This is a genomic window from Rhizobium sp. 18065 (genome assembly GCF_902706095.1).
GTDB lineage: Bacteria > Pseudomonadota > Alphaproteobacteria > Rhizobiales > Rhizobiaceae > Allorhizobium.
Map to the genome: position 1 here is coordinate 581758 of NZ_CACSJP010000002.1, position 19275 is coordinate 601032.

19 protein-coding genes are annotated in these 19275 nt (G+C 60.9%); 13 read left to right on the forward strand and 6 right to left on the reverse strand.

Features of this window, described 5'->3' with window-relative positions; all coding sequences use genetic code 11:
• Nucleotides 1-94 precede the first annotated feature (94 nt).
• Nucleotides 95-991: a LysR family transcriptional regulator gene (locus GVK95_RS08545; protein WP_159948518.1), complete on the reverse strand. Its 897-nt coding sequence runs from the start codon at nucleotides 989-991 to the stop codon at nucleotides 95-97.
• Between the two features lie 119 nt (nucleotides 992-1110).
• Between GVK95_RS08545 and GVK95_RS08550 the strand changes: the two genes are divergently transcribed.
• Together GVK95_RS08550 and GVK95_RS08555 are read left to right on the forward strand one after the other, a co-directional pair.
• A complete protein-coding gene (locus GVK95_RS08550) occupies nucleotides 1111-2106 on the forward strand; it encodes an aldo/keto reductase (RefSeq protein WP_159948520.1) in 996 nt (331 codons plus the stop codon).
• Nucleotides 2107-2261: 155 nt separating this feature from the next.
• A complete protein-coding gene (locus GVK95_RS08555; RefSeq protein ID WP_159948522.1) occupies nucleotides 2262-2741 on the forward strand; it encodes a DUF2938 domain-containing protein in 480 nt (159 codons plus the stop codon).
• Between the two features lie 88 nt (nucleotides 2742-2829).
• Here the strand turns inward: GVK95_RS08555 and GVK95_RS08560 are convergent, their stop codons facing one another.
• Both GVK95_RS08560 and GVK95_RS08565 read right to left on the reverse strand, forming a co-directional pair.
• Nucleotides 2830-3756 (reverse strand): neutral zinc metallopeptidase, encoded by a 927-nt coding sequence (locus GVK95_RS08560; protein WP_159948524.1) that lies wholly within the window; start codon nucleotides 3754-3756, stop codon nucleotides 2830-2832.
• A gap of 75 nt (nucleotides 3757-3831) precedes the next feature.
• Nucleotides 3832-4500 (reverse strand): glutathione S-transferase, encoded by a 669-nt coding sequence (locus GVK95_RS08565; RefSeq protein ID WP_159948525.1) that lies wholly within the window; start codon nucleotides 4498-4500, stop codon nucleotides 3832-3834.
• A 162-nt stretch (nucleotides 4501-4662) separates the two neighbouring features.
• Here GVK95_RS08565 and GVK95_RS08570 point away from each other — a divergent pair, with 162 nt between their 5' ends.
• Nucleotides 4663-5736 (forward strand): zinc-dependent alcohol dehydrogenase family protein, encoded by a 1074-nt coding sequence (locus GVK95_RS08570; protein ID WP_159948526.1) that lies wholly within the window; start codon nucleotides 4663-4665, stop codon nucleotides 5734-5736.
• On the opposite strand, the gene GVK95_RS08575 is transcribed toward GVK95_RS08570, so the two are convergent.
• Entirely contained in the window at nucleotides 5705-6442 is a 738-nt protein-coding gene (locus GVK95_RS08575; RefSeq protein ID WP_159948527.1) for a DUF1868 domain-containing protein, read from the reverse strand. The two genes, GVK95_RS08570 and GVK95_RS08575, sit on opposite strands and share 32 nt — an antisense overlap.
• A gap of 259 nt (nucleotides 6443-6701) precedes the next feature.
• Here GVK95_RS08575 and carB point away from each other — a divergent pair, with 259 nt between their 5' ends.
• From carB to GVK95_RS08610, 7 genes are all read left to right on the forward strand, one after another.
• On the forward strand, nucleotides 6702-10196 hold the full coding sequence (carB, locus tag GVK95_RS08580; RefSeq protein ID WP_159948529.1) for a carbamoyl-phosphate synthase large subunit: 3495 nt from the start codon (nucleotides 6702-6704) through the stop codon (nucleotides 10194-10196).
• 10 nt (nucleotides 10197-10206) lie between these two features.
• On the forward strand, nucleotides 10207-10464 hold the full coding sequence (locus GVK95_RS08585) for a DUF4258 domain-containing protein (protein ID WP_159948531.1): 258 nt from the start codon (nucleotides 10207-10209) through the stop codon (nucleotides 10462-10464).
• The gene (locus GVK95_RS08590; RefSeq protein ID WP_159948533.1) at nucleotides 10461-10655 is read left to right on the forward strand and encodes a DUF2283 domain-containing protein; all 195 of its coding nucleotides are present in this window, start codon (nucleotides 10461-10463) and stop codon (nucleotides 10653-10655) included. The genes GVK95_RS08585 and GVK95_RS08590 overlap by 4 nt, the downstream gene beginning before the upstream one ends.
• Nucleotides 10656-10760: 105 nt before the next feature.
• Nucleotides 10761-11114 carry a metalloregulator ArsR/SmtB family transcription factor gene (locus GVK95_RS08595; RefSeq protein WP_159948535.1) on the forward strand — a complete coding sequence of 118 codons (354 nt, stop codon included), beginning with the start codon at nucleotides 10761-10763 and terminating at the stop codon, nucleotides 11112-11114.
• Nucleotides 11107-11553: an SRPBCC domain-containing protein gene (locus GVK95_RS08600; RefSeq protein WP_159948537.1), complete on the forward strand. Its 447-nt coding sequence runs from the start codon at nucleotides 11107-11109 to the stop codon at nucleotides 11551-11553. The genes GVK95_RS08595 and GVK95_RS08600 overlap by 8 nt, the downstream gene beginning before the upstream one ends.
• 1 nt (nucleotide 11554) lies before the next feature.
• Nucleotides 11555-12025 carry an SRPBCC family protein gene (locus GVK95_RS08605; RefSeq protein ID WP_159948539.1) on the forward strand — a complete coding sequence of 157 codons (471 nt, stop codon included), beginning with the start codon at nucleotides 11555-11557 and terminating at the stop codon, nucleotides 12023-12025.
• 99 nt (nucleotides 12026-12124) lie between these two features.
• Nucleotides 12125-13651, forward strand: a complete 1527-nt coding sequence (locus GVK95_RS08610) for an MFS transporter (protein ID WP_244618696.1) — start codon at nucleotides 12125-12127, stop codon at nucleotides 13649-13651.
• Nucleotides 13652-13667: 16 nt separating this feature from the next.
• Here the strand turns inward: GVK95_RS08610 and GVK95_RS08615 are convergent, their stop codons facing one another.
• Nucleotides 13668-15131 (reverse strand): UdgX family uracil-DNA binding protein, encoded by a 1464-nt coding sequence (locus tag GVK95_RS08615; protein WP_159948543.1) that lies wholly within the window; start codon nucleotides 15129-15131, stop codon nucleotides 13668-13670.
• On the reverse strand, nucleotides 15131-16360 hold the full coding sequence (locus GVK95_RS08620; protein WP_159948545.1) for a putative DNA modification/repair radical SAM protein: 1230 nt from the start codon (nucleotides 16358-16360) through the stop codon (nucleotides 15131-15133). The genes GVK95_RS08615 and GVK95_RS08620 overlap by 1 nt, the downstream gene beginning before the upstream one ends.
• A 415-nt stretch (nucleotides 16361-16775) precedes the next feature.
• Here GVK95_RS08620 and greA point away from each other — a divergent pair, with 415 nt between their 5' ends.
• From greA to GVK95_RS08635, 3 genes are read left to right on the forward strand one after another with little or no spacing between them, the layout of a single operon-like run.
• Nucleotides 16776-17252, forward strand: coding sequence for a transcription elongation factor GreA (gene greA / locus GVK95_RS08625; protein WP_113141826.1), 477 nt, complete (start codon nucleotides 16776-16778; stop codon nucleotides 17250-17252).
• Between the two features lie 17 nt (nucleotides 17253-17269).
• Nucleotides 17270-18355, forward strand: coding sequence for a glycosyltransferase family 4 protein (locus tag GVK95_RS08630; RefSeq protein ID WP_159948547.1), 1086 nt, complete (start codon nucleotides 17270-17272; stop codon nucleotides 18353-18355).
• A 60-nt stretch (nucleotides 18356-18415) separates the two neighbouring features.
• A complete protein-coding gene (locus tag GVK95_RS08635; protein ID WP_159948549.1) occupies nucleotides 18416-19240 on the forward strand; it encodes a hypothetical protein in 825 nt (274 codons plus the stop codon).
• The last annotated feature ends 35 nt before the right edge of the window (nucleotides 19241-19275 follow it).

The following is a 19275-nucleotide window of genomic DNA, read 5'->3' on the forward strand; positions in this document are numbered from 1 at the left end:
TCTGCATGGATCGGGACGTCCGGTCCGGCGGCATTGCTGCTTTGTTGCCAGCGTCGAGAAATGTCAGGCCTACTCGGCCCCTCGGCCCCTCGGCCTATCGTCCCTCGGCGCGGACAAAATCGACAAAGGCGCGAAGCGGCGCCGGCATGTATTTGCGGCTGTGGTAGTAGAGGAAGGGTCCGGAAAATGCTTCCTCCCATTCCGGCAGGACCTGCACCAGTTCACCCGATGCGAGCGCATCCCGCAAGAAGTCCTCGAACGTGAAAATCATCCCCAGCCCCGCCTTGGCCGCGGCGATCTCCATGTCGATGGAATCGGCAATCATCCGTGCCACCGGAGCAACCGACACAGCTTCCTCTCCCCGTTCGAAGGCCCATGCCTGCATGCGTCCGCTGGAAAAGCGGTGCAGGATGGCCGGGTGATCGACAAGCTCGCTCGGATGCTGCGGCGCGCCGTGAAGCGCGATGTAGTCAGGCGACGCGGCACCGACATACCGTTGCCGGCGTGGTCCGATCGGAAGCGCAATCATGTCTTGCTGCAAGGACTCCTCGTAGCGGATGCCGGCATCGAATCCCTGTGCCAGCACATCGACCAGCGCATCGTTGCTCGTCACTTCCAGTACGATCTCCGGATAGAGCTTGAGGAACCGGCAGGCGATGTCCGGCAACACGCAGCGCGCCACGATGCCTGGAACGTTCAACCGCAGCCGACCCGCCGGCCGGTCACGGACGCTGTTCAGCCCGTCGAGCGCCGCCTCGATCTCGCCCAGCATCGGGGCCAGCCGATCAAGAAGACGTTGCCCCGCATCGGTCAGGGTCACGCTGCGCGTCGTGCGATTGAGAAGCCGGACGCCGAGCCGGGCTTCCAGCCGTCGCATCGCTTCGCTCAGCGATGACGCCGAAACACCGCGCTGTTTGCCGGCCGCTCGAAAGCTGCGCAGCCTTGCAATCGCGGCGAAGGCATCGAGTTCGGCCAGCGGCAGATCACTCATTGTTCTGATATCCAAACAACCCGTACGATAATGAACGGATTATCGCACAAGTGGCGCCGAGATAAAAGAACCCCAACACCAGCCGCAACGCAGCGGCCGGCGAAGACGGGAGAATGAGAATGCAGACGATGAAACTTGGAAAGACCGGCCCGGAAGCCTCGCGCTTTGGTCTGGGTTGCATGGGCATGTCCGGCATGTACGGCCCCTCGGACCGCAGCGAGAGCCTGGCGACCATCGACGCAGCACTCGAAGCCGGCGTGACGCTGCTCGACACCGGCGATTTCTACGGCATGGGCCACAACGAGATGCTGCTCGGCGAGGCACTGAAAGGCGGCAAGCGCGACAAGGCGCTGCTCAGCGTCAAGTTCGGCGCACAGCGTGATCCCGGCGGCAACTGGATCGGCTTCGATGGCCGGCCATCTGCCGTAAAGACTTCCCTCTCCTACACGCTCCAACGCCTCGGCACCGATTACATCGACATCTACCGTCCAGCGCGCCTCGATCCAAACGTGCCGATCGAAGATACGATCGGCGCGGTGGCCGAGATGGTTAAGGCCGGCTATGTGCGCCATATCGGCCTTTCGGAAGTCGGCGCAGAGACCATCCGGCGCGCGGCAGCGGTCCATCCGATCGCCGACCTGCAGATCGAATATTCGCTCGTCTCGCGCACCCTCGAAGACAAAATCCTGCCGGTCTGCCGCGAACTGGGCATTGCCATCACCGCCTATGGAGTCCTGTCGCGCGGCCTGATTTCCGGCCATTGGCGGCCAGCACAGGGCAATGTCGCTGGAGACTTCCGTTCCCACGGCCCCCGCTTCCAGGGTGATAACGAAGCCCGCAACCTGGCTCTGGCGGAAGCCTTGGGCAAGGTTGCCGCCGCGAAGGGCATGACCACGGCACAGGCCGCCATTGCCTGGGTCATGGCTCAGGGCGATGACATCATGCCGCTGATCGGCGCCCGCCGCCGCGACCGCCTCGCAGAGGCGCTCGGCTCTGCGGCCTTCACGCTCACGGCCGCGGACCTGGCCGACATCGAGGCGGCTGTCCCGAAAGGCTCTGCCGCTGGAAGCCGTTATGCCGAGGCGCAGATGGCCCATCTCGACAGCGAGAAGTAATCGACGAGGCAGAACGTTGCGGCCGGGCCCGGCAAAGACCGGATCCGGCCGTGATCGACGCACCTTTCCTCGAGGAAAATCTGCCGCCCTCTTCCGTTTCCCCGGAGACAGCGTTTAGAGTAAGGAATGATTTCCTCTTCTAGGAACGGCATCTCATGTTTGAACTGATCTGGCGCGGCGTGATCATCGGTGCGGGCGCAACGGTATTGATGGACGTCTGGGCGATTGTCCTTTGGCGCGCATTTGGCCAGCCAAAAGCCAATTGGGCGCCGGTCGGTCGGTGGTTCTGGCATCTGAAGAACGGCAAGGTCTTCCACGACAGCATTGCCAATGCCGAACCCTACGCGCATGAACTGGCATTGGGCTGGATCAGCCACTACGCCGTCGGCATCCTCTATGGCATCTTACTGGCGGTTCTGGTCGGGCCGGCCTGGTTTGCAAATCCCACCTTCCTGCCCGCCTGGATCCTCGGCATCGTCACGGTCGGCGCCGGCTGGTTTCTGCTGCAGCCGGGTCTCGGTATCGGCTGGGCCGCTTCGAAAACGCCCAATCCCACCAAGGTACGCGCCCTCAATCTGGTGGCGCACACGGTATTTGCCGTCGGTCTCTGGGGTACCGCTCTGTTGATCGGTTGATCCCGCATATCGCAAATTCTTGAGAAGCAAAAAATCGGCGTTCAGGCCTGCAAGGCAAGCCTGAACGCCGATCCTCAACTAAAAATACTCAGATGTTTCCCGAAAACGTATCGCAGGAGCCGACGCTGCCGCTGTCGTATCCCCGCTTGAACCACTTCATCCGCTGTGCCGATGTGCCGTGGTTGAAGGCATCGGGCACGACATAACCCTGGCTGCGCTTCTGCAGCGTGTCGTCGCCGATCTGCTGGGCGGCATTCAGAGCCTCTTCCAGGTCTCCGGTCGACAGGATACCTTCCTTGTCGGCGCTCTTCGCCCAGATCCCGGCATAACAATCCGCCTGCAACTCGACGCGCACCGACATCTGGTTGGCCTCTCGCTCGCCCATCGCCTGACGCTGGCGATTGAACTCCGGCAACACCCCGGTGAGGTTCTGCACATGATGGCCAACCTCATGCGCAATCACATAGGCCTGGGCAAAGTCGCCGGCCGCATCAAACTGTTGCTCAAGTTGACGGAAGAAAGCCGTGTCGAGATACACCTTCTTGTCGCCGGGGCAATAAAACGGCCCGGTCGCAGACGATGCCTGACCGCAGGGCGAAGTCGTTCCACCGTCGAACAACACCATCGTCGGCCTCTGATAGGTCTCGCCGGACGCCTTGAAGATGCCGTCCCAGGTGGTCTCGGTTTCTGCAAGAACGGTGCGGACAAAGGCGGTCATTTCGTCGTTCGCTGGCCCTGACGGCGCTTCACCGACCTGTTGTTCGTAACCCGAGCCAGAGCCGGACACATTGCCCTCGCCCAGAACCTGCAGCATGTCGATGCCCATCGCCTTCAGGATGAAATAGACCACCACGAGGAAGATGATCATGCCGAAGCTCAGACCGCCTCCGCGCCTGCCGCCCATAGGGATCTGGATTCCGGAGCGGCCGAACGGGTTGCGCCCCATGCCGCCGCCGGAGGAACTGCCGCGGCGATCCTCGATATTGTCCGATTGACGTCGGCCCTTCCATTCCATGCTGTCTCCTCCGAGGCTTCAATTCGCCTGCTCAACGTCACATTAGGATAAAGCGTTCCATCACGCCATTGCGGTTTAGCTTTTCGCGTAGCGATATTCGCCGCCGCGCTGCAGGGCATGCTGATAGGCCGGCCGGGCCCGGATCGCTTCCATCCATCGTCTCAGCACGGCTGTATCCTGATCGCGCCCGATCGCCGACATTGCTCCTTCGACCGGAAAGCTCATCGCGATATCGGCCACTGAAAACCTGTCGCCGGCAAACCAGCCATCCCGTTCAAGCTCTGTTCTCCACAAGGCCAGATGATCGGCAAACTGCGGATCGATCAGCTTGCGGCGCACCCCCTCCGAAATCATCCGCGCCACCGGCCTGATAAAGAATGGGACCTGGCCCGGAATGCGGGCGAAGACCAGTTTCATCACCAGAAGCGGCATGGCTGAGCCTTCGGCATAGTGCATCCAGTAGCGATAGCGTAACCGCTCCTCCGTCCCCGCGGGCGGAACCAGCGTCTTCCCGTCATAGGTCTCGATCAGGTAGTCCATGATCGCACCGCTCTCGGCGATCACTCTGCCATTGTCCTCGATTACCGGTGACTTTCCGAGCGGGTGGACCGCTTTCAGGCTCGCCGGCGCCAGATAGTCGGATGTGCGCTTGTAGGTCTTCACATCATATGCGAGGCCCAGTTCCTCTAGCAGCCAGAGAATGCGATGCGCGCGGGAATTGTCGAGATAGTGAACGGTGATCATCAATGGCTTCCGGTTTCATCTGCCTGACTATCTAGCGCCGACGGCAACAAGGTCGAGCATAATTCGGCACAGAGACAACCGGCGCCAATGCCGGCTGGCCCGCAAGCCATGCCCATGCCACTATCGCGTCGACAGACTGCATCACTTTGGGAGGAGTGACCTATGAAAGCCATGCGACTGGAGGCCGTCGGCCAATTGTTCGTGCGCGAGATCGACAGGCCGGACCCCGGGCTGGAAGACCTTCTGGTCCGTGTCGAGGCCTGCGGCGTCTGCGGCACGGATCGGCATCTCTTCCATGGCGAATTTCCCTCCACCCCGCCCGTGACGCTCGGCCACGAGTTCAGCGGCATCGTCGAGGCCATGGGCACGGCCGTGACCGGATTTTCCGTCGGAGATCGCATCACGGGCGATCCCAACATCGCCTGCGGCCGCTGCCCACAATGCACCGCCGGTCGCATCAATCTCTGCCGCAATCTGCAGGCCATCGGCATCCACCGGGACGGCGGCTTTGCCGACTATGTTCTGGTTCCGCAAAAGCAGGCGTTTCTCCTGCCGCCCGGCCTCGACCCGCTGCACGGCGCCTTCTGCGAGCCGCTCGCCTGCTGCCTGCACGGCATCGACATCGCCGGGATCAAAGCCGGCGCATCCGTCGTCGTGCTCGGCGGCGGCGTGATCGGCCTGCTGACGGTGCAACTGGCGAAACTCGCCGGCGCAACCACGGTGATCCTTTCCACCCGTCAGGCGTCGCGTCGCGCACTCGCCGAGGACATAGGCGCCACGGCAAGCGTCGACCCGACAGCGGGCGACATCATCGACCAGATCGCCGGGCCGGATGGCCTGGTGCCCGGCGGTGTCGACGTGGTGATCGAATGCGCTGGCGTTGCGCAGACCGTGCAACAATCCTTCAGACTGGCCAAGTCCGGCGGCACGGTCGTTATCCTCGGGGTGATGCCGCAGGGTGCAAAGGTCGAGATAGAGCCCTTCGACATCCTGTTTCGCGAGTTGCGCGTCCTCGGCTCTTTCATCAATCCCTTCGTCCATCGCCGCGCCGCCGATCTGGTCGCATCCGGCGCAATCGAGATCGACAAACTGATCTCACGGAAGATCTCGCTCGAAGAGGCCGCCCACGTCGTCACCCATCCGCCGGCACCGGGCGAGGTCAAGGTGCTTGTTGTGCCGGGGATTGGTCCGCAGTTAGCGGCGGTCAGACGGAAGGCGTGGGCGTCTTCGGAGTAAATACAAGCAGTTCCTCGAAATGGTTCATGTCCTCGAAACTGCAGAAAGCCGGCGGATTGAGTTCGAGGACCGGCACGTGATCGGCTATCTCGAGGACAATGTCCTCAAGGAAAGGCTGCCAGCGCAGGATTGCTTGATCGTCGAACCGCTCCATCAGATAGGCAAAGGTGATATGAAACGTGTAGGTCTCGTGATCCGGGTGGCGATAACCAAGCAGGCCTGCGAGACGATTGCGCCACGCTTTCAACGCGAGCCTATCTTCGCCCGTTACACCATCCAGCGTCAGTCCGATCGGCGTCGCCTTGATCACCTCGACCTCGAACGGGCCGCAAGGCTCGAACCCGACCAGGCGATCGAGGAAGATCGCGGTCATGTCCTCGATCGGCGTATGCAACGGCACATCGTCCGGCCAGAACGGCAGGCTGCGGCGATGTTCGATGATGCCCTGGAAGAGCGTCATGTGCAGGCTCGATGACGGCGTAAACGCCAGTTTCCTGGCTTCCGGCATGCCGAGATAACGGTCGCGGGCGGCAACAATTGCGGCTTCGGTTTCGGAGCCGATAGGAAGATGGCACACCACCGTATTGCCAGGCTCTGGCAAAAATCTGCCTGCCGCATTGTATCGCGTGCCGAGATGCGGGATCGGGCTAGACGTATGAAATTCTGAAAAGGCATGGAGGTGCGGAGCAAGTTTTTCGATCGACATGATGACATCCTACAGAAAAGGAAACTTCCCCTATCTCCGGGCCACGAAACCTATGTGACAGTCCACCGTTGTAAGACCGAACCGCAGGCGAAAATAGCGCTCCCCAATTTTCCTGCGAAGCCTGCATTTATGGGGTTCCGCTCGGCAAAAACTTTCCCTATAAGCCGCTTCTAGCCTGAAAAGACCATCTATCTGCGCCCGGCCGGTGACCTGATCACCTTGGCCGGTTTTTCGCGCAGGTCACAGAACGGATAGAGCCATGCCCAAGCGCCAAGATATCAAGTCCATCCTCATCATCGGCGCGGGGCCGATTGTCATTGGCCAGGCATGCGAATTCGACTATTCCGGCACGCAGGCCGTCAAGGCGCTGAAGGAAGAGGGTTACCGGGTTATCCTGGTCAACTCCAATCCGGCGACCATCATGACCGATCCGGGCCTGGCTGATGCCACCTATGTCGAGCCGATCACGCCGGAAGTCGTCGCCAAGATCATCGCCAAGGAGCGGCCTGACGCGCTGCTGCCGACCATGGGCGGCCAGACGGCACTGAATACAGCGCTCTCGCTGAAGCGCATGGGCGTGCTCGACCGCTACAATGTCGAGATGATCGGCGCCAAGCCCGCTGCCATCGACATGGCCGAAGACCGCGCCCTTTTCCGTGAAGCCATGACCCGCATCGGCCTCGAAACTCCGAAGTCGATGCTGGCCAATGCCACCGAAATCAAGGACGCCGATCGCAAGACCCATGAAGCGGCCCGCGCCGAACTCAAGGCAAAGCTTTCCGGCGCGGACCTCGACAAGGCGCTCGACGAACTGGAAAACCAGTGGAATCTCGGCGAGACAGACCGCAAGCAGCGCTACATGAGCCATGCCATGGCGATTGCCGCCCAGGCGCTGGACGTCGTCGGCCTGCCCGCCATTATCCGCCCGTCGTTTACCATGGGCGGCACCGGCGGCGGCATTGCCTACAACCGCTCTGAATTCTACGAGATCATCAATTCCGGTCTCGACGCCTCCCCGACCACCGAAGTCCTGATCGAGGAATCGGTTCTCGGCTGGAAGGAATATGAAATGGAAGTCGTCCGCGACAAGGCGGACAACTGCATCATCATCTGCTCGATCGAAAACATCGACCCGATGGGCGTGCACACCGGCGACTCGATCACGGTTGCACCGGCTTTGACGCTGACCGACAAGGAATACCAGATCATGCGCAACGCCTCGATCGCGGTTCTCCGCGAGATCGGCGTTGAGACCGGCGGCTCGAACGTGCAGTTCGCCGTCAACCCGGCCGATGGTCGCCTGGTCGTCATCGAAATGAACCCGCGTGTCTCGCGCTCTTCGGCATTGGCATCGAAGGCAACCGGCTTCCCGATCGCCAAGGTCGCGGCTAAGCTCGCCGTCGGTTACACGCTCGACGAACTCGATAACGACATCACCGGCGGCGCAACACCTGCCTCGTTCGAACCGTCGATCGACTACGTCGTCACCAAGATCCCGCGTTTCGCCTTCGAAAAGTTCCCGGGCGCCTCGCCGGTCCTGACCACCGCGATGAAGTCGGTCGGTGAGGTCATGGCGATCGGCCGCACATTCGCGGAATCGCTGCAGAAGGCGCTGCGCGGCATGGAAACCGGCCTGACCGGTCTCGACGAGATCGAGATCCCCGGCGTCGAAGGCAATGGCACCAGCGGCGACGACAAGAACGCCATCCGCGCTGCCATCGGCACGCCGACGCCGGACCGCCTGCGCATGGTCGCCCAGGCGCTTCGTTTCGGCATGACCGAAAAGGAAGTGCATGACGGGTCCAAGATCGATCCCTGGTTCATCGCCCAGTTCAAGGCGATCGTCGACATGGAAGCCCGCGTCCGCGAACATGGCCTGCCGACAGACGCCGAGAACCTGCGCACGCTGAAGTCGATGGGCTTCTCCGACGCCCGTCTCGCCAGCCTCTCGGCCAAGCGCCCGAAGGAAGTCGCCGAACTGCGCAACGCGTTGAACGTCCGCCCGGTCTTCAAGCGCATCGACACCTGCGCTGCCGAATTCGCCTCGCCGACCGCCTATATGTACTCGACCTACGAGACGCCTTTCGTCGGCGAACTGCGCTCGGAAGCGGAAGTGTCCGACCGCAAGAAGGTCGTCATCCTCGGCGGCGGCCCGAACCGTATCGGCCAGGGCATCGAGTTCGACTATTGCTGCTGCCACGCTGCCTTCGCCCTGAAGGATGCCGGCTTTGAAGCGATCATGATCAACTGCAACCCGGAAACCGTATCGACCGACTACGACACCTCCGATCGCCTCTATTTCGAGCCGCTGACGGCCGAAGACGTGATCGAGATCCTGCGCGCCGAGCAGGAAAAGGGCGAAGTCGTCGGCGTCATCGTCCAGTTCGGCGGCCAGACCCCGCTGAAGCTCGCCGAAGCGCTGGAAAAGAACGGCATCCCGATCCTCGGCACCGCGCCCGACATGATCGACCTTGCCGAAGACCGCGACCGCTTCCAGAAGCTTTTGATGAAGCTCGACCTCAATCAGCCGAACAATGGCATTGCCTATTCGGTAGAGCAGGCTCGTCTGGTCGCAACCGAGATCGGCTTCCCGCTGGTCGTGCGCCCATCTTACGTGCTCGGCGGCCGCGCCATGCAGATCATCCACAATGAGAGCATGCTGCAGAGCTATCTGCTCGACACGGTTCCGGGCCTCGTTCCGGAAGACATCAAGCAGCGTTATCCGAACGACAAGACCGGCCAGATCAACACGCTGCTCGGCAAGAACCCGCTTCTGTTCGACAGCTACCTGACCAATGCCATCGAAGTCGATGTCGATGCGCTCTGCGACGGCGAGAACGTCTTCGTCTCGGGCATCATGGAGCATATCGAGGAAGCCGGCATCCATTCGGGCGACAGCGCCTGCTCGCTGCCGTCGCGCTCGTTGTCCAAGGAAACCCTCGACGAACTGGAACGCCAGACGGCCGCCATGGCCAAGGCGCTCAATGTCGGCGGCCTGATGAACGTCCAGTACGCCATCAAGGACGACGTGATCTACGTGCTCGAAGTGAACCCCCGCGCCTCGCGCACCGTGCCCTTCGTGGCGAAAACCATCGGCGCCCCGATCGCCAAGATCGCCGCCCGCATCATGACCGGCGAAAAGCTCGACGTGGCGATTGCCGCCTATGGCGAAAAGCCCGATCCGCGCAACCTCAAGCATATCGCCGTCAAGGAAGCTGTCTTCCCCTTCGCCCGTTTCCCCGGCGTTGATACGTTGCTTGGGCCAGAAATGCGCTCGACCGGCGAAGTCATCGGCCTAGACACCGATTTCGCGCTCGCCTTCGCCAAGAGCCAGCTCGGCGCCAGCGTCGAACTGCCGCGCGACGGAACCGTCTTCGTGTCCGTGCGCGACGAGGACAAGGCCCGAGTTCTGCCCGCCATCATGATCCTCACCCAGATTGGCTTCAAGGTCATGGCCACCGGCGGCACCCAGCGCTTCCTCGCCGAAAACGACATCCCGGCGATCAAGATCAACAAGGTGCTTGAGGGCCGTCCACACATCGAGGATGCCATCCGCAACCGCCAGGTCCAGCTGGTCATCAACACGACCGATGGCAACAAGGCGATCTCGGATTCGAAGTCGTTGCGCCGGGCTGCCCTGATGCAGAAGGTGCCCTACTACACGACAATGGCTGGAGCGCTCGCTGCCGCCGAAGCGATCCGGGCCTTGAAGAAGGGCCAACTGGAAGTACGTCCGCTGCAGAGCTATTTCTGAGCGAGCGCCCATGTCGAAACCGCTCCATTTCACCAGCCATGCGCAGACGGTGATCTCGGAGCGGCAACTCGACAGGCAATGGATAGAACGGACGGTCCGTGACCCCGATTGGCAGGAAACAGACCCTTCAGGTCTTCCGACCGAAAGAAGATATCGCAGCATCCCGGAATGCGGAGACAGGATATTGCGGGTAATCTGCTTGGAAACGGAAGAAGAAATCCGTATCATCACGGCGTTCCTCGATCGAAAAGCACGGATGCCGCAATGAAGCCAAAGCTCGAATATGATGCCGCAGCCGATGCTGCCTACATCCGCTTTTCCAGCGAACCTGTGCTCGAAACCGAAGAGGTTTCCGAAGGCATAATACTGGACTACGATCGCGACGGACGCATCGTCGGGATGGAAATCCTCAATGCCCGCGCCAATCTGCCTGCAGCAGCGCTGGCGGATGCGGCTTAGGCCGCCGCCTATATTTCCCCATCACAAGACCCGATCCAGCAGCATTGACACAAGTCACAATGTTGATTATTTATCCATTCAGTTAATTAACCGATTGGCTAATCAATGTCGCACGATCCCCTCTCAGATACGCTTTTTGCCCTGGCGGATCCCACTCGTCGCGCGATTCTAGCGCGGCTTTCGAAGGGCGAGGCGACGGTCAACGAACTGGCAGCGCCCTTCGACATCAGCCTGCCGGCAGTCTCCAAGCACCTGAAGGTTCTGGAGCGCGCCCGGCTGATTTCACGCGGGCGCACCGCCCAGTGGCGCCCGTGCCGGCTTGAACCGGAACCCCTGAAGGCCGTCGATGGTTGGCTCGGCGATTATCGCACGCTTTGGGAACATCGCCTCGACCGGCTGGAGGACTATCTCGCCACGCTTCAGGCAGACCACGATCACCAGGAGGACAAGAATGACTGAGAAGATGGAAATCCTCAACAATCGCCTGTTTAGCGTCGATCCGTCCACGCTGTTCAATGCCTTTGCCGACCCGGAAAAGCTCAAGCATTGGTGGGGACCGCATGATTTCACCAACAGGATCGACGAATTCGATTTCCGCGAAGGCGGCAATTGGCGCATCACAATGACCGCGTCCAACGGCACGGATTTCGACAATCATTCAACCTTCCGGGAGATCGTCCCCGCCCGCCGCATCGCTTTCCTGCATCACGAACCGATGCACGTCTACACGATGGACATGACATTCTTGCCGGAAGGCGATGGCACACGCCTGCAGTGGCGCATGCTGTTCGACGCGACCGAGGAAAATCTCGCACTTGAGACATACATCGCCGCCGCCAACGAACAGAATTTCGACCGGCTGGAAACCGTACTCGAGCAGACCGCCGGAGACCGCTGACATGAACGTTCAACCTGATCCCGCCAAAATGCTGCAGGTCGACCGACTGGTCGGCGCGCCGATCGATCTCGTCTTCAAGATGTTCACCGAGGCCGGTCATCTCGACCAGTGGTGGGGACCGGATGGTTTCCGCAACGAGACCCACGAAATGGATTTCTCCGTCGGCGGCGTCTGGCGCTACACCATGCACGGACCGGACGGCAAGGATTGGCCGAACTGGATCCGTTACCAGGACATCAGCCCACCGACCCGCATAGCCTATGAGCATGGCGGAGAGACCGGTGAGCCGGCACATTTCGAAGGCGTGATCACACTGCAGGCCGAAGGCAACCGCACCCGCGTCACCATCACCATGACCTTCCCGACCGCTGAAGCCCGCGATGCCACGATCAAATTCGGTGCCGTGGAAGGCGGAAAGCAGACTTTGGCCCGCCTGGACGCCTATGTGAGCGGATCACACACGCAGGCATAGCCCACCACGTCCCAAGCCGGCTGCGATTGGCACTTGCCAATCCAGTCAATTCGCGGAAATCTCCGCCAGTCGACGGAGAGAACCATGGTTGAGCGGAGCATGACACCAAATCAGGCCACCCGCCGCGAATGGATCGGCCTTCTGATCCTTTCCATCGCCTGCCTGATCTATTCCATGGATCTGTCGGTGCTCTTTCTCGCCATGCCGGCGATCGTCGCAGATCTCGATCCCTCGCCCACCCAGCTTCTTTGGATCAACGACATCTATGGCTTCATGGTCGCCGGTTTCCTCGTCACGATGGGAACGCTGGGTGACCGGATCGGCCGCCGGAAAGTCCTGCTGATCGGCGCCTTCTTCTTCGCCGCGGCTTCGGCCTTTGCCGCCTTCGCCAAGACCGCAGACATGCTGATCGTTGCCCGCGCCCTGCTCGGCATCGCCGGCGCCACCATCGCACCCTCGACCCTGTCGCTGGTCGTCAACCTTTTCCAGGATGAGGCAGAGCGCAACCGCGCCATCAGCATCTGGGGCACCGCCTTCGCCCTGGGCGGCCTTGTCGGCCCGTTGATTGGCGGCGTGCTTCTGGAATATTTCCACTGGGGTTCTGTTTTCCTGATCAACGTTCCGATCATGGCCCTGCTCCTGACCACAGCACCCTTCCTGTTACCGGAATATCGCGACAAGCAGGCGTCCGGCATCGATCTACTCAGCGTCGGCCTGTCGCTTCTGACCGTGCTGCCGATCATCTATGGCTTCAAGAAAATGGCGGCCGACGGCTTCGATCTGCACCAGCTAGCGCCGATTTCCGGCGGCGTACTGGTCGGCTTTCTTTTCATCCGCAGGCAGAAGACCCTCGCCCATCCGCTGATTGACCTCGCCCTTTTCAAGATCCCGGCCTTCACGGCCTCTCTGCTGGTCAACCTTTCCGGGGTCTTCTTCATCCTGGGTATCTTCCTCTTTCAGAACCTCTTCCTGCAGCTGGTCATCGGCCTGACGCCGCTGGAGGCCGCCCTCTGGTCGATCCCCTCCTCCCTCGTCTTCACGGTCATGTCCTTTCAGGCTTGGCGCGTCACCAACCGTCTGGGACCGATCCGCACCGTCTTGCTCGGCCTTGTGGTCAATGCCTTCGGCTGTGCCTGCATGGCGATCGCCGCCTATCATTCGAGCCTTGTCGGCGTGCTTTTCTCCAGCATGATCATCGGCCTCGGCTTCGTGCCGGTCATCCTGACGACCACCGGTCTGATCGTCGGCACGGCGCCGCCCGAACGCGCCGGTTCCGCCTCGGCCATTTCCGAAACAAGTGCCGAGTTTGGTGGCGCTCTGGGCATTGCGGTGCTGGGTAGCCTGGGAACATTCGTCTACCGCATGGCCATGTCCGGCGTCGATCTCTCCGGCCTTGACGGCCCGACCGCACTTGCGGTTTCGTCATCGTTGGCCAGCACGGTCGAGATAGCACAAACGCTCGGTGGCCCCGACCCCGAATGGCTCATTCAGGCACGGGCAAGCTACGCACTCGGCTTTGCCATCTGTTGCGCCGCCGCAGCCGTCACCCTTCTGGTGCTCGCCGGGATCGCCAGGCGCGTCTATGACACCGCCCATCTCGACGAAAAGGCCCTTCAGGCACACTGACGGAAAGCGTGATGCATCAGCATGCCTGCAACACCTTTCGTATCGCCAGCATGTCGGACTGAAAACGCGCAATCTCTTGCTGCCTGCGCGTCTCCTCAGGGATGCGCAGCAGGTAGGAAGGATGCACGGTGACGAACAGGATCTGCTCATTGGCGAGCGCAAGAGGATGGCCGCGCACATCCTCAAGCGCCTTGCGTTCGCCAGTCAGAGCAAAATAGGCGCTACCGCCCATCGCGACCACCAGCTTCGGCTTGACGATGTCCAGTTCACCCGCCAGCCACCAGCGGCAATGCTCGATTTCTCCGACATTTGGCCGCTGATGGATACGGCGCTTGCCGCGCATCTCGTATTTGAAATGCTTGACCGCATTGGTCACATAGGCCTGCTCGCGCACGATGCCGGCTGACATGAGCGCATGGTCGAACACCTTGCCGGCAGGACCGACAAAGACACGGCCGGCCAGATCCTCCTGATCGCCAGGCTGCTCGCCGACGAACATCAGCGCAGCACCGATCGGCCCCTCACCGAACACCGTCTGGGTGGCATGACAATGCAGCGGGCAGCGATCGCACGATGCGGCTTCACGCTTCAGGCCGGCAAGTGCATCTTGCGGCTCGCCATCCTCGTCCTCCGTCCTCTCCTGCCAGGCCGCCTGCAGCCTGTCATGGAAGGCCGGTGGCTGGCTGGCTTCGCGTGCCGCCATCTTCGCCACCCTTTGCTCCGCACCGGCAATCAGGCCGGGGATCAGATCGGCCTCCGGCATGTTTTTCCAGTATTTCTTCGGCATCTCAGCCTGCATGGCTTTGACCTTCAGCCGCGCCGGATTGAAGATATTAGCGAAATAGGTCCGCCACAGGTCATCGGTTGCGTCCTCGGCCTGCGGCCTTTCCGCAGGCTCCGCCGAGATCTCCAGGCTGCGGCCATCCCAGATCGCAGAGCCCTTAGGCGTGGCGATCACCCAGTCCATGTCGGTGAACCGCCTCTGAAAGAACGGCGCGGTCCGGGCCACGATGAAATGCTCCGGCTCGAACCACGCGACAAAGCACCGGCGTTCCTCCACCCGCCGGTCCGGAACCTCGCGAAACCGTACGAATGCCGTCATCTTGTGTGCATCACGGCGTACGTTCTTGATCAAAGCCTTCAAATGCACGATGTCCCTATCGGCGGCATCCCCCAACAGCCACCGATCGCTCTGCAGCCGCCACAAAATCCGGTAAAGCAAGGCGAAACGGTCCGGCGCACAATGACAAAGCGCAGCATCCGCCGCCTCCATAAATGCGCGCGGCACGCTGAGCGCCTGAGCCTTCTCACCATACTGGCCTTGATTGTTGGCGCAGGCATCACCGCCGAACAGATCATCTGCCCCGCCTGAGATGATCCACCGCACGTCATCCGGATGCACATGCGCGCTCAGAAGAGATCGTGCCGCTTCGCGCCATTCCTCGAGATCGCCACGCCCGTCCAGAGACACAACCGGCATCAGAGCAACGACAACTGCTCTGGCTCCGGTGCGAAGACCGCTCGCAGGTCGGAACGCTCCAGGGTCCTGTGCGGCGACCATCCCTCGGCAATGATAAATGGCCGCACCTTCTTGATGATGACGCCAAGACGCGCCAGATCCTCCAGCCGAACCGTGCGATGCCGGCGGGCCGCCAGCAAAGCTTTCACCGTCTTGGTGCCAAACCCCGGCACGCGCAACAGGCTCTCCCGATCGGCCGTATTCACGTCGACCGGGAAATCCTGGCGATTGGCGAGCGCCCAGGCGAGCTTCGGATCAAGCTCCAGGTCGAGCATGCCGTCGGCCCGTGCCGATGTGATCTCATCGACCGAAAAGCCGTAGAACCGGTAAAGCCAGTCGGCCTGATACAGGCGGTGCTCACGCACCAGTGGCGGCTTGATCAAGGGAAGATTACGGGAACTGTCCGGGATTGGACTGAAAGCCGAGTAATAGACCCGCTTGAGCGAATAACTGCTGTAGAGCCTGGCGCTGGAACCCAGGATCGTCGCATCGTTTGCCCCGTCGGCACCGACGATCATTTGCGTGCTCTGGCCAGCCGGTACGAACCGTTTGCGCCGGCCGGTATGGGTCGCCTCGCCTGCAGCCTCGATCTTCAGACGAAGGTCACCCATCGAGCGACGAATCCCGGCCGGGCGCTTTTCCGGCGCATAGTGTTGCATGCCTTGATCTGTCGGCAGTTCGACATTGATCGACAAGCGGTCGGCATAGAGCCCGGCCTCCTCGACCAGTCGCGCCGAAGCCTCCGGGATCGTCTTCAGATGGATGTAACCGCGAAAGCCATGCTTGATGCGCAAGTCGCGGGCAATCTGCACCATCTCGGCCATCGTGTCGTCCGAAGACCGGATAATGCCGGACGACAGGAACAGCCCTTCGATGTAGTTGCGGCGATAGAATTCGATCGTCAGCCAGACAACTTCGTCCGGTGTGAAACGCGCCCTTTCGACATTGCTCGATGACCTGTTGATGCAATAGGCGCAATCATAGATGCAGAAATTGGTCAGCAGGATCTTCAAGAGCGAAATGCACCGACCGTCCGGCGCATAGGCGTGACAGATACCCGAACCTTCCGTTGATCCCAGCCCTCCGCTCACCGACGAATCGCGACGCGTCGTGCCGCTGGAAGCGCATGAGGCATCGTATTTCGCCGCATCCGACAAAATCGCGAGACGCTCTTTCAGAGATTTCTTCATAAGTATGTTCACTATATGTTCTCAACCGGCGCGTCAACTCACCTCTATGACGGAGCGGGTCGAGACCGGTGCGTCATCAGCGACGAAAGGCATCGACAACGGCCAAATTTCACCGCTTTAAATTGAGGCTTCAAGATCCATTCAACCGAAATATTTGTGTTTTCAACAGAGCAAAAACTCGCGATCATTATTCCAGTAAACCAGAATATACACTTTGATCGCATAGACTTAGCGGGCGACATATCTTCGGAAACGCACCCTCCGGACCCCACCTGTCGAAATGTCTGGAATTTGCGTCAGGCAATCTGCTATAGTTGGTTCAAATTTGATTTGTGACACGGTTCCGTAGCTTTGCTTCGGAACCTGTTTTCTTTTGTGCCCGCGTTCGCGGATAAAAAGACCAAAGGAAGAGGTAATGGTAGATAAAGTACCGATGACGCAGAACGGCTTCGTCAAGCTGAACGAAGAGCTTCGCTGGCGCCAGCAGGAGGAGCGTCCTCGCATCATCGAGGCAATCGCGGAAGCGCGCGCCCATGGCGATCTCTCCGAGAACGCGGAATATCACGCGGCCAAGGAAGCCCAGAGCCACAACGAAGGTCGAGTCGGCGAGCTGGAAGACCTGGTCGCCCGCGCCGAGGTCATCGACCTGTCGAAGATGTCCGGCTCCAAGATCAAGTTCGGCGCCACCGTCAAGCTGATCGATGAGGATACCGAGGAAGAAAAGACCTACCAGATCGTCGGCGACCAGGAAGCCGACGTGAAGGCCGGCCGCATATCGATCTCTTCGCCGATTGCCCGTGCGCTGATCGGCAAGGAAGTCGGCGACAATATCGAAGTCGTGGCGCCTGGCGGCTCCAAGGCTTACGAAATTCTCGCCGTTCAGTGGGGCTGAGCACCCAGGAGAGGCATGTGGCATCCGAACCGACAACCTACGTGGATCCATCCGAGATCCACGTGATTGCGCCAAACTTCAAGCAGCGTCTTTCGGGCGTCACATCGACGATCATCCAACTTATACCGGTTCAAAACAGGCTCGGTCACCGCGTTGCGGTGATCGGCCCTGGCTTGCCGGCGCATTTGCCACATTTCCGATTTGCCGATCTGTGGAAGCTCTGGCGGAAGCCGAAAGACGGCAGAGTCCGCGTCTGGCATGCCCGCCGCAACATCGAGATGCTGCCGGGCCTCGTGCTCAGGGACATTCTCCGGATGCCGCTAAAGCTCGTCTTCACCTCCGCCTCGCAGCGTAAGCATTCCCGTTGGACCAAGTTCCTCGTCTCGCGCATGGACGCCGTCGTGGCAACAAGTGCCAAGACGGCGAGCTACCTCAGCGTCCCCAACACGGTCGTCATGCATGGCATTGACGAGCAGCGTTTCCGCCCGGCTGACGACAAGGCTGCAGTCAAGCAGGCCCTTGGCCTTGGCCCGCAGCAAAAGCATGTCGGCTGCTTCGGCCGGGTGCGCCATCAGAAAGGCACCGACCTTTTCGTCGACTCGATGATCGAACTTCTGCCAACCCGGCCGGACTGGGTCGCGGTGATCGCTGGCCGTGCGACCACCAAGCATATGGATTTCGAGCGCGACCTGAAAGACAAGGTCCGGACGGCCGGCCTTCAGGACCGTATTCTGTTTGTCGGCGAACATACCAATATCAACGACTGGTACCGCGCCCTTGATCTCTTCATCGCGCCGCAGCGCTGGGAAGGATTCGGCCTGACACCTCTTGAGGCCATGGCCTCCGGAGTCCCGGTGATAGCGACCGATGTCGGCGCGTTCCGCGAACTGATCGCGGTTGGTGAAACCGAAACCGGCCTGGTGCTGGCAGACATCAGCACGACGGCGATGGCAAAGGCCACCAGCCTCCTGATGGATGATGAAGAACGCAGACACGCCGCCGGTCGGCGCGCAATCGAAAGAGCCCATGCAACCTTCTCCATCGAAGGCGAAGCGCAGGGCCTGCAGCGCATTTACGACAGACTTTCACGCGCGCACGGCTGAGCCGGCAATCGCCGCCGGACCGTCAGAGACGCCACTAATTGAGAGCGACAAGACACGCCCATGAATTCGCCCAGCTCCGCCGCTCCCGCCACCTCTCCGGTGCCCGCTGCCTCTCCGGTAAACGTCATCTGCATGAAATGGGGCACGCTTTACGGCCCCGAATACGTCAACAATCTATGCCGCGGCGTGCAACTGCACCTGAAACGCCCACATCGGTTTGTCTGTTTTACCGATGACACGACGGGATTGGATGCTGACGTCGAGACAGCCCCCCTTCCCGCCTTGAAAATGCGCGATGGAGAAGCCGACACACGCTGGAGAAAACTGTCGGTATTCGCCAGGGACCTTGCCGGCCTGTCGGGGACAACGCTGTTTCTCGACCTTGACCTCGTCGTCGTCGGCAGCCTCGATGCCCTGTTCGATGCACCAGGCGAATTCCTGGTCATCCGCGATGACGACCTTTTCCGCACAAAGCCCTTCCGCTGGCTCAACCGCAAGCGCGATGCATTCCTGGCGATGGTCGGCAACAGTTCCGTCTTCCGCTATGAATTCGGTGCCCACACCGACGTGCTTGAAGATTACCTGGCGGATCCGGCGCGGGCCGCAGTCGATTACGAACACGAACAGCAGTTCCTCAGCGACCATATGTTTCGTGCCGGCAAGCTGCGCTACTGGCCGCACCAGTGGTGCGTCAGCTTTAAGAATGACTGCGTGCCGCAGAACTTCGCAAGCTTCCTGCGCAATCCGTCGCTGCCTGAAGACGCGCGGATCGTCGTCTTCGCCGGCAACCCGAAAATGGGCGAGGCGCTGAATGGCGGAGGGCAGAAATGGTACCGTCGCATCGGCGACGTCAACTGGCTGCGCAAGGCCTGGTACGGCGCTTAGAGCCCATCACATCCTGGCGTGACGCGCATCGCCAC

What these genes read in the sequence shown, in the direction of transcription:
- GVK95_RS08605 (WP_159948539.1), top strand. Translation starts at nt 11,555, where the DNA reads ATGAACGTTCAACCTGATCCCGCCAAAATGCTGCAGGTCGACCGACTG.
- GVK95_RS08610 (WP_244618696.1), top strand. Translation starts at nt 12,125, where the DNA reads ATGACACCAAATCAGGCCACCCGCCGCGAATGGATCGGCCTTCTGATC.
- GVK95_RS08545 (WP_159948518.1), bottom strand. Translation starts at nt 991, where the DNA reads ATGAGTGATCTGCCGCTGGCCGAACTCGATGCCTTCGCCGCGATTGCA.
- GVK95_RS08560 (WP_159948524.1), bottom strand. Translation starts at nt 3,756, where the DNA reads ATGGAATGGAAGGGCCGACGTCAATCGGACAATATCGAGGATCGCCGC.
- GVK95_RS08590 (WP_159948533.1), top strand. Translation starts at nt 10,461, where the DNA reads ATGAAGCCAAAGCTCGAATATGATGCCGCAGCCGATGCTGCCTACATC.
- GVK95_RS08565 (WP_159948525.1), bottom strand. Translation starts at nt 4,500, where the DNA reads ATGATCACCGTTCACTATCTCGACAATTCCCGCGCGCATCGCATTCTC.
- greA (WP_113141826.1), top strand. Translation starts at nt 16,776, where the DNA reads ATGGTAGATAAAGTACCGATGACGCAGAACGGCTTCGTCAAGCTGAAC.
- GVK95_RS08615 (WP_159948543.1), bottom strand. Translation starts at nt 15,131, where the DNA reads ATGCCGGTTGTGTCTCTGGACGGGCGTGGCGATCTCGAGGAATGGCGC.
- GVK95_RS08550 (WP_159948520.1), top strand. Translation starts at nt 1,111, where the DNA reads ATGCAGACGATGAAACTTGGAAAGACCGGCCCGGAAGCCTCGCGCTTT.
- GVK95_RS08600 (WP_159948537.1), top strand. Translation starts at nt 11,107, where the DNA reads ATGACTGAGAAGATGGAAATCCTCAACAATCGCCTGTTTAGCGTCGAT.
- GVK95_RS08575 (WP_159948527.1), bottom strand. Translation starts at nt 6,442, where the DNA reads ATGTCGATCGAAAAACTTGCTCCGCACCTCCATGCCTTTTCAGAATTT.
- GVK95_RS08570 (WP_159948526.1), top strand. Translation starts at nt 4,663, where the DNA reads ATGAAAGCCATGCGACTGGAGGCCGTCGGCCAATTGTTCGTGCGCGAG.
- GVK95_RS08585 (WP_159948531.1), top strand. Translation starts at nt 10,207, where the DNA reads ATGTCGAAACCGCTCCATTTCACCAGCCATGCGCAGACGGTGATCTCG.
- GVK95_RS08635 (WP_159948549.1), top strand. Translation starts at nt 18,416, where the DNA reads ATGAATTCGCCCAGCTCCGCCGCTCCCGCCACCTCTCCGGTGCCCGCT.
- GVK95_RS08595 (WP_159948535.1), top strand. Translation starts at nt 10,761, where the DNA reads ATGTCGCACGATCCCCTCTCAGATACGCTTTTTGCCCTGGCGGATCCC.
- GVK95_RS08555 (WP_159948522.1), top strand. Translation starts at nt 2,262, where the DNA reads ATGTTTGAACTGATCTGGCGCGGCGTGATCATCGGTGCGGGCGCAACG.
- GVK95_RS08620 (WP_159948545.1), bottom strand. Translation starts at nt 16,360, where the DNA reads ATGAAGAAATCTCTGAAAGAGCGTCTCGCGATTTTGTCGGATGCGGCG.
- carB (WP_159948529.1), top strand. Translation starts at nt 6,702, where the DNA reads ATGCCCAAGCGCCAAGATATCAAGTCCATCCTCATCATCGGCGCGGGG.